At 59.1% G+C, this 13,228-nt stretch carries 16 protein-coding genes and 1 tRNA gene; 12 read left to right on the top strand and 5 right to left on the bottom strand.

Annotation, left to right across the window (positions count from 1 at the left end; translation table 11 throughout):
* Positions 1–105 precede the first annotated feature (105 nt).
* The 3 genes from tenA (at position 106) to BBJ66_RS01200 (ending at position 3,246) form a co-directional block, all read left to right on the top strand.
* The gene (gene tenA, locus BBJ66_RS01210; RefSeq protein WP_071084403.1) at positions 106–804 is read left to right on the top strand and encodes a thiaminase II; all 699 of its coding nucleotides are present in this window, start codon (positions 106–108) and stop codon (positions 802–804) included.
* A gap of 77 nt (positions 805–881) precedes the next feature.
* Positions 882–2,714, top strand: coding sequence for a translation elongation factor 4 (gene lepA / locus BBJ66_RS01205; protein WP_071084400.1), 1,833 nt, complete (start codon positions 882–884; stop codon positions 2,712–2,714).
* 301 nt (positions 2,715–3,015) lie between these two features.
* Positions 3,016–3,246 carry a type II toxin-antitoxin system CcdA family antitoxin gene (locus BBJ66_RS01200; protein WP_071084398.1) on the top strand — a complete coding sequence of 77 codons (231 nt, stop codon included), beginning with the start codon at positions 3,016–3,018 and terminating at the stop codon, positions 3,244–3,246.
* A gap of 1 nt (position 3,247) precedes the next feature.
* On the opposite strand, the gene BBJ66_RS01195 is transcribed toward BBJ66_RS01200, so the two are convergent.
* The 3 genes from BBJ66_RS01195 to BBJ66_RS01185 all read right to left on the bottom strand — a co-directional run bounded on the left by BBJ66_RS01195 (position 3,248) and on the right by BBJ66_RS01185 (position 5,081).
* On the bottom strand, positions 3,248–3,700 hold the full coding sequence (locus BBJ66_RS01195) for a GFA family protein (RefSeq protein WP_071084396.1): 453 nt from the start codon (positions 3,698–3,700) through the stop codon (positions 3,248–3,250).
* A gap of 74 nt (positions 3,701–3,774) precedes the next feature.
* The gene (locus tag BBJ66_RS01190) at positions 3,775–4,332 is read right to left on the bottom strand and encodes a sugar O-acetyltransferase (protein WP_071084394.1); all 558 of its coding nucleotides are present in this window, start codon (positions 4,330–4,332) and stop codon (positions 3,775–3,777) included.
* 11 nt (positions 4,333–4,343) lie between these two features.
* Positions 4,344–5,081 carry a type 1 glutamine amidotransferase gene (locus BBJ66_RS01185; protein WP_071084392.1) on the bottom strand — a complete coding sequence of 246 codons (738 nt, stop codon included), beginning with the start codon at positions 5,079–5,081 and terminating at the stop codon, positions 4,344–4,346.
* A 124-nt stretch (positions 5,082–5,205) separates the two neighbouring features.
* Here BBJ66_RS01185 and BBJ66_RS01180 point away from each other — a divergent pair, with 124 nt between their 5' ends.
* Positions 5,206–5,499, top strand: coding sequence for a SelT/SelW/SelH family protein (locus tag BBJ66_RS01180; protein ID WP_071084390.1), 294 nt, complete (start codon positions 5,206–5,208; stop codon positions 5,497–5,499).
* Positions 5,500–5,510: 11 nt separating this feature from the next.
* Here BBJ66_RS01180 and BBJ66_RS01175 read toward each other — a convergent pair whose 3' ends face one another.
* On the bottom strand, positions 5,511–5,924 hold the full coding sequence (locus tag BBJ66_RS01175; RefSeq protein WP_071084388.1) for a BA14K family protein: 414 nt from the start codon (positions 5,922–5,924) through the stop codon (positions 5,511–5,513).
* A 168-nt stretch (positions 5,925–6,092) separates the two neighbouring features.
* On the opposite strand from BBJ66_RS01175, the gene BBJ66_RS01170 reads away from it, so the two are divergent.
* From BBJ66_RS01170 to BBJ66_RS01135, 8 genes are all read left to right on the top strand, one after another.
* A tRNA-Leu gene (locus BBJ66_RS01170) sits at positions 6,093–6,179 on the top strand.
* A 534-nt stretch (positions 6,180–6,713) separates the two neighbouring features.
* Positions 6,714–7,583, top strand: coding sequence for a hypothetical protein (locus BBJ66_RS01165; protein WP_071084386.1), 870 nt, complete (start codon positions 6,714–6,716; stop codon positions 7,581–7,583).
* A gap of 174 nt (positions 7,584–7,757) precedes the next feature.
* A complete protein-coding gene (locus BBJ66_RS01160; RefSeq protein ID WP_071084948.1) occupies positions 7,758–8,807 on the top strand; it encodes a DUF4062 domain-containing protein in 1,050 nt (349 codons plus the stop codon).
* 292 nt (positions 8,808–9,099) lie between these two features.
* Positions 9,100–9,423, top strand: coding sequence for a poly(hydroxyalkanoate) granule-associated protein (locus tag BBJ66_RS01155; protein ID WP_244511611.1), 324 nt, complete (start codon positions 9,100–9,102; stop codon positions 9,421–9,423).
* Between the two features lie 186 nt (positions 9,424–9,609).
* Positions 9,610–9,996 carry an IS66-like element accessory protein TnpA gene (gene tnpA, locus BBJ66_RS34485; protein ID WP_071084384.1) on the top strand — a complete coding sequence of 129 codons (387 nt, stop codon included), beginning with the start codon at positions 9,610–9,612 and terminating at the stop codon, positions 9,994–9,996.
* The gene (tnpB, locus tag BBJ66_RS34480; protein WP_071084382.1) at positions 9,993–10,346 is read left to right on the top strand and encodes an IS66 family insertion sequence element accessory protein TnpB; all 354 of its coding nucleotides are present in this window, start codon (positions 9,993–9,995) and stop codon (positions 10,344–10,346) included. Before tnpA ends, tnpB begins: the two co-directional genes overlap by 4 nt.
* A 68-nt stretch (positions 10,347–10,414) precedes the next feature.
* Entirely contained in the window at positions 10,415–11,950 is a 1,536-nt protein-coding gene (tnpC, locus tag BBJ66_RS01140; protein ID WP_071084380.1) for an IS66 family transposase, read from the top strand.
* A gap of 92 nt (positions 11,951–12,042) precedes the next feature.
* Positions 12,043–12,519 (top strand): hypothetical protein, encoded by a 477-nt coding sequence (locus BBJ66_RS01135; protein WP_071084378.1) that lies wholly within the window; start codon positions 12,043–12,045, stop codon positions 12,517–12,519.
* Positions 12,520–12,880: 361 nt separating this feature from the next.
* On the opposite strand, the gene BBJ66_RS01130 is transcribed toward BBJ66_RS01135, so the two are convergent.
* Positions 12,881–13,177 (bottom strand): DUF982 domain-containing protein, encoded by a 297-nt coding sequence (locus tag BBJ66_RS01130; RefSeq protein WP_071084376.1) that lies wholly within the window; start codon positions 13,175–13,177, stop codon positions 12,881–12,883.
* Between the last annotated feature and the right edge of the window lie 51 nt (positions 13,178–13,228).

Genomic DNA, 13,228 nt, shown 5'->3' with positions numbered 1-13,228 from the left:
ATTATCTGATGATGGAATCAACACTCTTCAGGCGGTCGGCGCTCGATCTTGCTTTCGCCTCGGCGTCGCCGATATATGGCAGCGCAATTCAGATGGGAGAGAGTGATGGACGCCGGCACGCAGAGCACGGAACTGACGGAAAGCTTCACCGCCGCCGCCTGGGACAGGATCGCGCCCATCATGGCCGAGATCGAGGTGCTGCCGTTGCTCACGCGCCTTTCGGACGGCACGCTGCCGCCTGAGGTTTTCCGGCACTACATTCTGCAGGATGCGCTTTACCTCAAACATTATGCGCGATGCCTGGCGATCGTCGCGGCCAAGGCGCCCGACAATGCGCAGGTGCTGCGCTTCCTCGGTTCGGCGCAGAAGGCGATCACCGTCGAGCAGGGCCTGCATGCCGGCTTCCTCACCCAGTTCGGCATCACTTCCGAAGATGTGACAGCGGCCGAACCCTCGCCTGCCTGCTTTGCCTATACCAATTTTCTACTTGCCACGGCCTATCACCGCTCCTACGCCGTGGCGCTTTCTTCCATCCTGCCCTGCTTCTGGATCTATTGGCATGTCGGCGAGGCGATCAAGAGCCGGCCGGCAATCGAGGGCAATGCCTTCCAAGCCTGGATCAATACCTATGGCGATCCGCAATTTGCCGCCGGCGCCCGCGAAGTGATCGCGCTGACCGATATTGCCGCCCGGGCCGCATCGCCGGTGGAGCGCGCCGAGATGATGGATGTCTTCGTGCGCGCCTCGCAATATGAATGGATGTTCTGGGATTCGGCCTGGCGGCTGGAGGCGTGGCCGGTCTGAGACGCGCCCGGCCAGCTGGCAAAATAGCGTAAACAGCGGGATAATTACCGCTTTGCGGCAGGGGGCGGCGCTGCTATATGGCGCGCATGAGCACCAATTCGACCACTCCGCTGTCCCATATCCGCAACTTTTCGATCGTGGCCCATATCGACCACGGTAAATCGACGCTGGCCGACCGGCTGATCCAGACGACAGGCGGCCTTGCCGAGCGCGAAATGTCCGAGCAGGTGCTCGACAATATGGATATCGAGCGCGAGCGCGGCATCACCATCAAGGCCCAGACGGTGCGCCTGCACTACCAGGCTGATAATGGCGAGAAATACATTCTCAACCTGATCGACACGCCCGGCCACGTCGACTTCGCCTATGAAGTCTCGCGGTCGCTGTCGGCCTGCGAGGGCTCGCTGCTGGTCGTCGACGCCAGCCAGGGCGTCGAGGCGCAGACGCTCGCCAACGTCTATCAGGCGATCGACAACAATCACGAGATCGTCACCGTCCTCAACAAGATCGACCTGCCGGCCGCCGAACCCGACCGCATCAAGGAGCAGATCGAGGAAGTGATCGGCATCGACGCTTCGGAGGCCGTGCTGATTTCGGCCAAAACAGGCCTCGGCATTCCCGACGTGCTGGAGGCGATCGTCAACAAGCTGCCGGCGCCGAAGAGCCCGGGCGGCGACAAAGCGCCGCTGAAGGCGCTGCTGGTCGACAGCTGGTACGACACCTATCTCGGCGTCATGGTTCTCGTGCGCATCATCGACGGCGTTTTGACCAAGGGTCAGACGATCCGCATGATGGGCACGGATGCGAAGTACCAGGTGGAGCGCGTCGGCGTGTTGACGCCGAAGATGGTCAATGTCGACAGCCTCGGCCCCGGCGAGATCGGCTTCATCACCGCCTCGATCAAGGAAGTGGCCGATACCCGCGTCGGCGATACGATCACCGAGGACAAGCGGCCGACCGCACAAGCGCTGCCGGGCTTCAAGCCGGCGCAGCCGGTGGTGTTCTGCGGCCTCTTCCCGGTCGATGCCGCCGATTTCGAGGATCTGCGCGCCGCCATGGGCAAGCTTCGCCTCAACGACGCCTCCTTCTCCTTCGAAATGGAATCGTCGGCCGCCCTCGGCTTCGGCTTCCGCTGCGGCTTCCTCGGCTTGCTGCATCTCGAAATCATCCAGGAGCGGCTGGAGCGCGAGTTCGACCTCGACCTGATCGCCACCGCACCCTCCGTCGTCTACAAGATGTTCATGACCGACGGCACGGAGCGCGAGCTGCACAACCCGGCCGACATGCCTGATGTCGTGAAGATCTCGGAAATCCACGAGCCGTGGATCCGCGCGACGATCCTGACGCCTGACGATTATCTCGGTGGCATTCTGAAGCTCTGCCAGGACCGGCGCGGCATTCAGATCGAACTGACCTATGTCGGCACGCGTGCGATGCTGACCTACGACCTGCCGCTCAACGAAGTCGTCTTCGATTTTTACGACCGGCTGAAGTCGATCTCGAAGGGTTATGCCTCCTTCGACTATACCCTCACCGACCACCGCGAGGGCAACCTGGTGAAGATGTCGATCCTCGTCAACGGCGAGCCGGTCGACGCGCTGTCGATGATGGTGCACCGGACGGCGGCCGAAAAGCGCGGCCGCGACATGTGCGAGAAGCTCAAGGAGCTGATCCCGAAGCACATGTTCAAGATCCCGATCCAGGCGGCGATCGGCGGCAACGTCATCGCCCGCGAGACGATCTCGGCGCTGCGCAAGGATGTGACCGCGAAATGCTACGGCGGCGACGCCACCCGCAAGCGCAAGCTGCTCGACAAGCAGAAGGCCGGCAAGAAGCGCATGCGCCAGTTCGGCAAGGTGGAGATTCCGCAGGAAGCCTTCATCGCAGCGTTGAAGATGGGCGACGAATAGGCTTTCGCAGAGCCTTTTTTGACGACAAGACCTGGGTCTCCTTGGCTTGTTGACAAGCCTCGCTCTTTATTCTCCGTCATCCTCGGCCTTGTGCCGAGGATCTGCCAACGTATCAACCGGCTGCAGATGCTCGGGACAAGCCCGAGCATGACGGAGGAGAAGTGGTCGGGCTCTATCAGTCGTCCAAGGAGAACGAAAGCCCGTCAGTAGCCCGGGCGTCGCATTTCCCGGGTGTATCGCCTAGACTGCGCAAGGTATGATGCCAGCGCCAATGTGCCGGCATTTGTAGGGAGGTTCTGCCATGAAGAATGAAAGCCGAGCAACCGGAAAGCCTGGATCGGCGGCAGGCGCAGATGCCGATCCCAACAAGGGTGGCAAAGTCCAGGCCGTCGATCAAAAGACAAGCGATGAAACGCTGCCTCGCGAAGAACGCGAAAGACTTTGGCGAATTGAAAACGCCGAGGCGATCGCGGAGCAAAACGAATATGTTGCGAAGCATGGCCTGCCATTTGCGAAATACCGGCAGTTTTGACTCATCCCCGACCCACATATTCCTTCACCAGCCCTTCATAGGCGTCCATCTCGGGCAGCGCCTCAAAGCTGTACACGGCGCCGGTCTCGGCAAAGGCCAGCTTCTCGCTCGTCCAGGTCTCAATGAAGGGGGTAAACCAGCTGGGATCATCGAGCATGGTCACGCGCAGATTGACGAACCAGTCCATGCCTTCCGGGCGGGTGAACATCCAGCTCATGCAATGCGGGCAGAAATAATGTTTCGTAACGCCGTGCAGGCCGCCGATGACAGGCTCGCCTTTCGTCACCTCGAAGCCTTCACTGGGGATGGCGGCACTCAGCGAATAGGCGCTCGCAGTCATCCTCTGGCAGCCTGTGCAATGGCAGGCCATGGCCAGCAGCGGCGGCGCGCTGATCTTCAACCGCACCTGGCCGCAACGGCAGCCGCCTTCCATGGGTAGGTTCTGTGCTGTCATGATATCTCTCCCCTTCCGCCACGTGATCTAGCGGAGCCGGCGCCATTGTCGAGGGAGGCGAGGCAGGCCGAATTTCAGACGGCGTTTATCCGCCGCGCCGGGTTGCCGACCACGGTTGCGCCCGCCGGCACGTCCTTCGTAACAACGGCGCCCGCGCCGACGATTGCACCATCGCCGATAGTCACCCCGCCGAGGATGATGGCGGCGCCACCGATCCAGACATCGCTGCCGATCGCAACCGGCCGGGCGATCTCGATGCCGGCGCTGCGAAGTTTCGGGTCCTTGTGATGTTCGGCGCAATAGATCTGCACGCCGGGGCCGAACATCGTGCGGTCGCCGACGGTCACCCGGCCGGAATCGAGGATGGTACAGCCGGCATTGAAATAGACGCGCTCGCCGAGCGTGATGTTGATGCCGTAAGAGCAGTGAAACGGCGCTTCGATGAAGACATTGGGGGCCACGCCCGCAAAGAGCGCCCTCAGGGCTGGCGCCATGGCGCCGCGCTCGTCCGGCGGCAGCGTGTTGTGCGCATGGACCGCCAGGCGCGCCTGGCGGCGCAAGAGATCGAGCTCGTCGTCGAGGCAGCAATACCATTCGCCTGCCGCCATCTTCTCGCGTTCGCTCGCCGGCATTGCGTCGCCTCTCAAGCCGAGGCCTCCGCCAATATTCCGATCTCTGCCGGTTCGATCAGGCTGACCCAGGCACGCGCGATGGCAAGGCCGGCGGCATCGGCGGCGACGCCATGCCGCGCCGCCAGTTCGGCATGGTTCTCCAGCCAACCGGGGGCGATGCGGGCGATCGTATCAGGGAATTCCGCCTTCCATTGCTCAACAACTGCTCGGTCGGCCTCGAAATGGAACTGGGTGCCATAGACGGCGCGACCGATGCGGAAGGCCTGGTTCTCGGCGACCGGGCTCGTCGCCAGACGCACCGCACCTTCGGGCAGGGAAAACGTGTCGGCATGCCATTCGAAAATGGTGAATTCACCGCCAAGCGCCGACAGCAGCGGATCGGCCCTGCCCTCGGCGGTGACGCCGATCCCGTGCCAGCCGAACTCGCGGGCGGTGCCGAGATGATTGTCGGCGCCATAAGCGCGGGCGAGGATCTGGCTGCCGAGGCAGATGCCGAGTACCGCCTTGCCGGCATCACCGAAGCGGCGCGAAAGCCGCACGAGCTCTGGCAGGTAAGCATGCGTCTCATCATCTAGCGCGCTCTGCTCGCCGCCGAGAACGACAAGTGCGTCATGGCCGGATATATCCGGCGGCAAGATGCCGTCCTGCCACACGCGGAACCACTCGATATGAGCTCCCGCCTCGTCGAGTGCCGTGGCAAGCGCGCCAAGACCGGTATTGCGCATATTTTCGACGACTGCGACTCGCATGGGTTCTCCCGGTGTGACCGACGATGGAAGAGACCATGCCGCCGAACGACGCGCAAGATGCTTGCGCGCCATTGCGTGAGCACGCCGCAAGGGCTTAAATCCACGCAAACGAAAGGAAACCGCCATGACCGAAAAAGCACGCGTCTCGATCCTCTACTGCACCCAGTGCAACTGGCTGCTGCGCGCCGCCTGGATGGCGCAGGAACTGCTGCACACTTTTTCCGACAGCCTTGGCGAAGTGGCGCTGATCCCCGGCACCGGCGGCAATTTCGAGATCCGCGTCAACGGCGACCTGATCTGGGAACGCAAGCGCGACGGCGGCTTTCCCGGTCCGAAGGAGCTGAAGCAGCGGGTTCGCGATATCGTCGAGCCCGGCCGCGATCTCGGCCATGTCGACCGCGCTTCGCTGGAAAGCTGACCGCAACGCTCTCAGCGATAGGGCGAGCGGCAGACCCTGTAGACGCCCTCATAGGTGAGGAAGTGATCCGTCCTCGGATTGTAGGAGCGGTATTCATTGGTGCACCAGGCGATATGCTTGTTCGGAGCGTCCGGCTGCACCCGGCGCACCGGCGGCGGATCATAGGTCAGCTGCGGCCGCCCGGCGGCACCCGGCAGGTAATAGGTCGGTCCCGCGCCGCGCGGCTGGTAATTCGGTTGGACATAGGCGGGGCGATGCCATTGCTGCGGCCCGAAACCGAAACAGCCGCGAAAATCGCAGAGCGTCGAGCCCGTATTGAGCGGCCCGACCCCCGGCTTGCCCAGCTTCAGCGAATCAGCGCCTGCCATGGCTGGCGCGAAAACAGCAAGAAGACCGGCGAACAGAAGCGTGCGGGCAACTGGCATGGGGCATTCCTTTCGATATTTCCTCTATATAGGGCGTAGCAAGTGAAGCGCTATGCCTGCCCTCCGGCCACTCCCCCGCATGTGATCAACTGTTTTTCGCCAACTGTCAGAAAAACTTCAAAAACCCGGTTGACAGTCAGGAGCCGCCCCCTTACATCGCTCTCCGTCGCCCAGATGGCGGAATTGGTAGACGCGCCAGCTTCAGGTGCTGGTACCCGAAAGGGTGTGGAGGTTCGAGTCCTCTTCTGGGCACCATTCCATTCTTGATCGCTACCAGGATCAAGGAGTTAAGCCTTTCCAATAAGTTGCGCATTTTGTCCCTTGTAACAAAGGCCGGTAACAATGCGCTTAAGGCTTATCCGTCCAATGGCTCCTAAGGGCTACCAAAATCCCCACTTCCTAAAGCGTATTCCCGCCGATCTGCGCAAGCGTATGGTGGGTCGCCACTGTGCACCTCCCAGCGTCGTGCACCTGCACTATCTTCAGTCCGTCCCAGCAAGCAACTTGCCGGAGACCCCATGCGCGAGAGGGTAACGAATAGGGTCATGGTGAGCGAGCCGTGGCCCTTTCTGTTTGAGCGCTTAGGCTGCGATCGGGTGGCCGCAGGGTGGCATGTCGTTGGCATCGGATCCCATGGGAAGCGCGCGGGGGAAACTCGCCGCCGCTGCTACGCAGATAGCCCCTGAGATATGTGACCCCTGCGAAAGTCGGAAGCGATGCCCTTGTTTGCTAGCGGCACGAGCCGTTAGAATACAACAAGCAGGTGAATCGCAGTTAGCGAGTTATAAAATGGCCGATATAGATACCGTCGAGGAAGAAGAAGAAGCCCAAGAAGCTGTTGAAGCTACCTATTTCAGGCAATTTCTAGAGAACACCCACCCCTCCGTAGTTAGGCCCATACATGATCTGTGGAAATTGCAGAGCAGAGGTGGCGTGACGCAGCGCGTTATTTCCCCGCCCGATTTGCGACTTTACTGCCAGCAATGCGGAGGGGATCGAACGTTTCGGTGCCCTAATGAGGAAGTCATCAGCGTCAGCCGCACAGCTGCGAGTTTCAACGTATATTACCAGTGTGGTGACTGTCACGACCAAACAAAACTGTTTTCGCTTTACGCAATTTTCAACGACAAACCTTCAGGTCAACTTTACAAGTATGGGGAGATGCCTCCCTTTGGGGTCCCCGTGCCCAACAAAGTCCTCAGGCTCTTTGGCAAGGACGCCAAGATGTTTCAGAAGGGGCGGCAATGTGAGAATCTTGGCTATGGCGTCGCAGCATTTGCCTACTACAGGCGGGTGGTCGAAAACCACAAGAATGATATCTTTGAGGAAATCATAAAGGTCTGCCGCACAGTCAATGCGCCTCAGGCCATCATAGACGAACTGCAACAGGCTAAGCAGGAAATTGCCTTCACGAAAGCCATTGGGGCAATCAAGTCAGCACTCCCACAGGGACTTCTCATAAATGGTCACAACCCGCTGCTAGCGCTCCATGGTGCCCTCAGTGTCGGGCTGCATGATGAGAGCGATGAGGACTGCCTTGCCGCCGCGCAAGCTGTTCGCCTCGTGCTGACAGACCTCGTGGAGAAAATCGCCACCTTGAAGCAAGACGACAAACAGCTCCACGATGCCGTGCAGTTGCTGCTCAGAAAGAAATCCTGATGGGCGTAGACGGCACATAGGCTTTCCCGCAGACTTTTGCCACGGGGATAGCTTCTGAGATATGTGACCCCTATGGACGTTGGCGAATTGGGGATTGCACGATGCGGGCCACCAAATTGGATTGTCGCACAGTTCGACCAGTTGTATCTCTTGGACAACCTGCGGGAGATCGCCATGGACGTGCGTTACCAAGTTTTCGTAAGCTCGACGTTTGTTGACCTGCAAAATGAACGAAGTGCCGTCTTTCAGACCCTGATGGAGATGGATTGCATCCCGGCAGGCATGGAGCTCTTCCCAGCAATGGACGAGGAGCAGTGGAACTTTATTAAGCGCGTCATTGATGATTGCGACTACTATATTCTCATTCTAGGAGGTCGCTATGGTTCGGTGTCCACTACTGGCATTAGCTACACCGAGATGGAGTATGACTACGCCATCAGCAGAGGACTGAAGGTGTTAGCTTTCGTGCACGAAGCGCCTGAGGATATTCCCGCCAGATATACGGATACCGACCCGGGCTTGCGTGAAAAACTGACAGCCTTCCGAGCTAAGGTGCAGTCCAACCGGCTTGTGAGGTTCTGGAGGGAGGCAAAGGAGCTTCCGGGTCTGGTCGCGTTGAGCCTTAACAAAACCATCAAAACCTATCCGGCCACCGGCTGGGTACGGGCCGATAAGGTATCGTCGGAGGCGGACGTTGTGGAACAAAACAAACTCCTTAAAGAGGTAGAGTCTCTTCGAGCTCAACTTGAAAAGCAGCGAAGTGTGAACTCGCTGCCAGACCTAGCCAGTGTGGATGAGGTTTACGAGGTCCCGCTTTATTGGGAGGACTACCACTCCACCGGAGTCCGGGAGACCGCCATTTCTGTGCCGGTGACTTGGAAAGAGATATTTTCGCTGATTGGCCCCGACCTTCAGGTTCATCCGGCGGATGGAGCGGTGAATTTCAAGCTCGCCGATGGCCTTCTACGCAGGGAACGCTCGAATCATAAACGGACTCCCCAGGTCCGAGACCAGGCTTTTAAGACGATAAGGGTGCAGTTAGTAGCTTTGGGCCTGATCCAAACGCATTACACTAAGACTACCAAGGGCGACATGGCCCTCTTCTGGAGTCTCACCGAGGCGGGGGTCAAAAAACTTTTCGAGTGGCGTACGGTAAAAGCCTCAAAAGCCGACAGCACAACAGAGCCGTCGGGCTTAGAGCTGGCAATACCAGATGTTGATTGATGCAGGCGTAACCGAAGCCTGTAACAACTCTTGCGGATCGTCCATAATTATGCAAGAAAATCAACATTGAGAGGGCGAAAATGCGCAGTCCTCTTCTGGGCACTATTCCATTCTTGATCGCTACCAGGATCAAGACGTTAGCCTTTCCAAAATTTACGCATTTGATGCCTGTGGAAGGCCAGCAACAATGCGTTCAAGGCTTGTCTGCTCAAACTCCAAGGACTTTCAAAATCCATATTGGCGCCTATTCCGGTCACCGATAGCCAGCCGCCATTGACTTGTTCATTGCCGAATGGAACATAAAGCGAACAACATGGAGCCTTGTGATGATCCGATACGCCGCATCCGTAGTCAGCGCCCCCGAGCCTTCGAGGCGCGCGAGGCGTCAGCCGCCAAGCTGGCCATTGAAATGCCTCTGCCCAAACAGGTCGTTGATGAACCCTCGACCGGTGCGGTCCTTGCTGCCTATCCGCTGCTGGTCGGCTCCGAATCAGACGAGTTCGACTCCAACACACTGCCGAAGATCACAAAGCCACCGCGCCGTGCGGTAAAAAATCGGAAGCCTAAAGTCGCCGAAGCGGCCGGCACTCCACTCCAGCTTGATCTAGAGGCCTAACCGTCTCTTCGGGACTAGAACTGGCTGCGATCCCGGGAACTCCCTACCATAATCTATATAGCACTTCGGAATCCCGAAATTGGTTGCGGGCTTGAAATCATTCGTAACCGGTGTTCCGTCCCCACGTTGTCCTCGCCGCCCTGATCTGTGATCGCCTATCCATGGACGCGCAACGGGAGTTTCTCCATGGAGAGTACATTGGAGGTTCTCACGACCAGGAAGTCTGGTCGTGAGGTTAACCGACACTGGCCGAACGAGGTAAAGGCGCAGATCGTTTCGGAGAGTCTTCGGCCCGGAGTGATGGTGAATGAGGTTGCCGAGCGACATGGTTTGAAGCCAAACCACCTCTCCACCTGGCGTACGATGGCGCGGCAAGGCAAGCTGGTTCTGCCTGCACCTGAGGATGCGGTGGAGTTCGCAGCGGTCATGGTCGAGCCACCTGTTTCGGAACCACCGATCAAGAAGGCCAGCCGTCCCGAGATCATTGTCGGGTCCGTCACCATTCGGCTGGAAGAAGGCGCATCTGCCGCCCGCATCGCCGCTGTCGCGCGTGCCTGCGCGGTCCCAGCATGATCTTTCCGTCGAACCGGGTTCGGATCATGGTGGCCACCAAGCCCGTCGATTTCCGTAAGGGCCACGATGGCCTGGCGGCGCTGGTCAAGAACGAACTGCACAAGGACCCGTTCACAGGGACGGTCTTCGTGTTCCGGTCCCGGAAGGCAGACCGGCTGAAGTTGATCTACTGGGATGGCAGCGGTCTGGTGATGGCCTACAAGCGGCTGGAAGAGCACACCTTCACCTGGCCGGGCATCAAGGATGGCTTGATGACACTGGGCCATGCGCAGTTCGAAGCGTTGTTTGCGGGCCTCGACTGGCGTCGGGTTCGCTCCGTGGAGGCGAGACCGCCGGACGCCATCGAATAGATGCGGCACGGTGACTCGGGCGATGGATTTTTCCGGCGAAGCGTGACGGGGTTTGATAAACTTCGAGTATGTTGTATGCCGCCGATCTTCCAGACGACATTGCTGCGCTGAAGGCCATGCTGATCGCGGCGCAAGCGCGTGAAGTTCGCAAGGATGACCGGATCGAGCGGCTGGAGAAGCTGGTTGCCGCTTTCAAGCAGGCAGCCTTCGGCCGCAAATCCGAGAGGGCCGATCCTGAACAATTTGATCTCGCACTGGAGGACCTGGAAACGGCCATTGCCTCCATTCATGCCGAAGACGAAGCCGATAGCCCCTCTGGGAAGCCGCAGCCTAAACCCCGCGCCGCCAATCGCGGCTCTCTCCCCGCCCATCTTCCTCGTATCGAGGAGATCATCGAACCGGAAAGCGTGATCTGCGCCTGCGGCGGCGGCCTGCATTGCATCGGCGAGGACGTCTCCGAGCGGCTGGATGTTACTCCGGCGCAGTTTCGTGTCATCGTCACCCGTCGTCCCAAATATGCCTGCCGTGCCTGCACCGACGGCGTCGCTCAGGCTCCAGCGCCCGCCCGATTGATCCAGGCCGGATTGCCGACAGAGGCGACCATCGCACATGTGCTGGTATCTAAATACGCCGATCATTTACCGCTCTACCGACAGGCCCAGATCATGAGCCGCCAAGGCGTTGATCTCGACCGTTCGACACTTGCCGATTGGGTCGGCAGGGCGGCATTCGAACTTCGTCCGGTCTTCGACGCTCTGATCGCCAATTTGAAGCGTTCGACCAAGCTGTTCATGGACGAGACGCGTGCACCGGTACTCGATCCCGGATCGCGCAAGACCAAGACCGGCTATTTCTGGGCGCTGGCCCGCGACGACAGGCCTTGGGACGGAGGAGCGCCGCCGGGCGTCGCCTTCAGCTATGCTCCCGGTCGCGGCGGGCTTCATGCCGAGCGGATATTGCAAGGATTTACGGGCATCCTTCAGGTCGACGGCTACGCCGGATATAATCGGCTGATCGCGCCGGATCGTGTCGCCTCTGATATCCGGCTGGCCTATTGCTGGGCGCACGCACGGCGCAAGCTAGTCGAGATCACTCGCACCGGCTCGACACCGATTGCAGAGGAAGGCGTGAAGCGGATCGGTGAACTCTATCGCATCGAAGCTGAGCTGCGCGGTCTCGACGCCGCCGCTCGCATGGCCGGAAGACAGGCACGGTCAGCGCCATTGATCGCCGACATGCGGACCTGGCTCACGCATCACCGTGCCCGCGTCGCGGGCAAGTCGCCGCTCGGAGAAGCTCTTGCCTATGTCGCCAAATACTGGGATGGGCTCTGCGTCTACCTGACCGACGGTCGCGTCGAGATCGACAACAATTCCGTCGAACGAACCATCAGGCCAATTGCTCTCAATCGGAAGAACGCGCTCTTCGCCGGACATGACGCTGGAGCGGAGAACTGGGCGATCATCGCGTCGCTGATCGAGACGTGCAAGCTCAATGCCGTCGATCCGTATGCATATTTGGCCAGGACCCTGACCGCCATCGTCAATGGCCACAAGCAGAGCCGATTAGGAGAACTCTTGCCGTGGAATAACTTGGTGGTGTGATATGTGCTCAAAGGTTCTATTGCCGAGACGCAGACGATTGACAGCTTGCAACTCATAGAGGTAGCTCTGGACCACCTTGTCTGAGCAGCGTTATGGCCGTCAATATTCCGCACCAGGACCACTTTCCCGATATTGGCGATCAGGAGATTGCCAGTCTGGGCGTACCTTTTGCATTTGTCTCTGTTTTCGATCACTGGCTGACCGAAGCGGAATGTACGGCGACAAATTTGTTCACCTATGAAAGTGCCTTAAAGGCCAATCAACTTCAGGATTATTTAGCCGGGGAGAGAAAATTTCTCGCGCTCTATAATCATCTCGGAAACGCCGGCACCATCGTGAACTTTTCAGGAGTGCTTCGGCCCATAGTTTCCGCAAGCTCCGAATTTCAACGCATACTGCGGCGCAGTCTGCGCGAGGCTCGGTTCATGGATATATACCTTGAGGGATACGGGGTGCGCATCCTTGGGAATTATGACCGCACCGATGTAATTATTGCGGAAACATGCGAGCAATTAGATGTGCTGGAAACGGAAATCGCTCGATTCGACCTTCACATGCTGCGTAAGTAACATCGGCTGCCAGCTCGTTTTGGCGCATAATTCCGATCCACGTCATGGCTGGCTCTCGACCCTTCAAACCCGTCCTGGTCAAGGCGGTGTGCCCGGAACAACGCTTACAATCATTCGATGTTTCCCCACGACGACATCTCGCAAAACTCGGCGGATTTCGGAATCCCGAAGCGGGGGAATTTCGGGATTCCGAAGTGAGGTTTTTCGTGAGGGCGTATGCATCTGCCGACATTAAGCGGGCGGCGGAGCGGTATCCCGCAGCAGCCATCAGTAGAGCTTTCCGTTATCGGGCGGTTCGCAGCATTTGCATCTCATGCGTCAGCGCCGCTTCGGTCGGCGCAGGATAGAGTGGTTGTGGCATTCACGCGGCCATTTCGGCCGTCGTCTTCCCGCTGTCGGGAATAACAGTCAGAACCCCCATGCCCGCTTCTCTGGCGGCGCTCAGAAGCAATTCCCTGAGTTCGTTCATCCCAGCCTGTCCCATGACGGCATCGGCGCAAGCCTTCACCGCCGCGACATATTCCTCTCCATCTTCAAACGGCCAGTCCACCATCAGAACTTCGGCTGCGTCGCGCAGCGTCCTGACGATCTTGCGCTTGTGCCGGGCTCCGACAAAGAGAACAAGAGGCGCAAAATCCGCCGATGTGTTCCATTGCATGGCACTTTCTCCCCACGGGTTAGAATATTAGTAACAATGCAAGAAGCGTGC

The organism is Rhizobium sp. RSm-3 (genome assembly GCF_001854685.1).
Taxonomy (GTDB): Bacteria; Pseudomonadota; Alphaproteobacteria; order Rhizobiales; family Rhizobiaceae; genus Rhizobium; species Rhizobium ecuadorense.
Note: the sequence above shows the minus strand (reverse complement) of the source record. Positions and strands in the feature narration are given on the sequence as shown.

What these genes read in the sequence shown, in the direction of transcription:
- tenA (WP_071084403.1), top strand. Translation starts at nt 106, where the DNA reads ATGGACGCCGGCACGCAGAGCACGGAACTGACGGAAAGCTTCACCGCC.
- lepA (WP_071084400.1), top strand. Translation starts at nt 882, where the DNA reads ATGGCGCGCATGAGCACCAATTCGACCACTCCGCTGTCCCATATCCGC.
- BBJ66_RS01200 (WP_071084398.1), top strand. Translation starts at nt 3,016, where the DNA reads ATGAAGAATGAAAGCCGAGCAACCGGAAAGCCTGGATCGGCGGCAGGC.
- BBJ66_RS01195 (WP_071084396.1), bottom strand. Translation starts at nt 3,700, where the DNA reads ATGACAGCACAGAACCTACCCATGGAAGGCGGCTGCCGTTGCGGCCAG.
- BBJ66_RS01190 (WP_071084394.1), bottom strand. Translation starts at nt 4,332, where the DNA reads ATGCCGGCGAGCGAACGCGAGAAGATGGCGGCAGGCGAATGGTATTGC.
- BBJ66_RS01185 (WP_071084392.1), bottom strand. Translation starts at nt 5,081, where the DNA reads ATGCGAGTCGCAGTCGTCGAAAATATGCGCAATACCGGTCTTGGCGCG.
- BBJ66_RS01180 (WP_071084390.1), top strand. Translation starts at nt 5,206, where the DNA reads ATGACCGAAAAAGCACGCGTCTCGATCCTCTACTGCACCCAGTGCAAC.
- BBJ66_RS01175 (WP_071084388.1), bottom strand. Translation starts at nt 5,924, where the DNA reads ATGCCAGTTGCCCGCACGCTTCTGTTCGCCGGTCTTCTTGCTGTTTTC.
- BBJ66_RS01165 (WP_071084386.1), top strand. Translation starts at nt 6,714, where the DNA reads ATGGCCGATATAGATACCGTCGAGGAAGAAGAAGAAGCCCAAGAAGCT.
- BBJ66_RS01160 (WP_071084948.1), top strand. Translation starts at nt 7,758, where the DNA reads ATGGACGTGCGTTACCAAGTTTTCGTAAGCTCGACGTTTGTTGACCTG.
- BBJ66_RS01155 (WP_244511611.1), top strand. Translation starts at nt 9,100, where the DNA reads ATGGAACATAAAGCGAACAACATGGAGCCTTGTGATGATCCGATACGC.
- tnpA (WP_071084384.1), top strand. Translation starts at nt 9,610, where the DNA reads ATGGAGAGTACATTGGAGGTTCTCACGACCAGGAAGTCTGGTCGTGAG.
- tnpB (WP_071084382.1), top strand. Translation starts at nt 9,993, where the DNA reads ATGATCTTTCCGTCGAACCGGGTTCGGATCATGGTGGCCACCAAGCCC.
- tnpC (WP_071084380.1), top strand. Translation starts at nt 10,415, where the DNA reads ATGTTGTATGCCGCCGATCTTCCAGACGACATTGCTGCGCTGAAGGCC.
- BBJ66_RS01135 (WP_071084378.1), top strand. Translation starts at nt 12,043, where the DNA reads ATGGCCGTCAATATTCCGCACCAGGACCACTTTCCCGATATTGGCGAT.
- BBJ66_RS01130 (WP_071084376.1), bottom strand. Translation starts at nt 13,177, where the DNA reads ATGCAATGGAACACATCGGCGGATTTTGCGCCTCTTGTTCTCTTTGTC.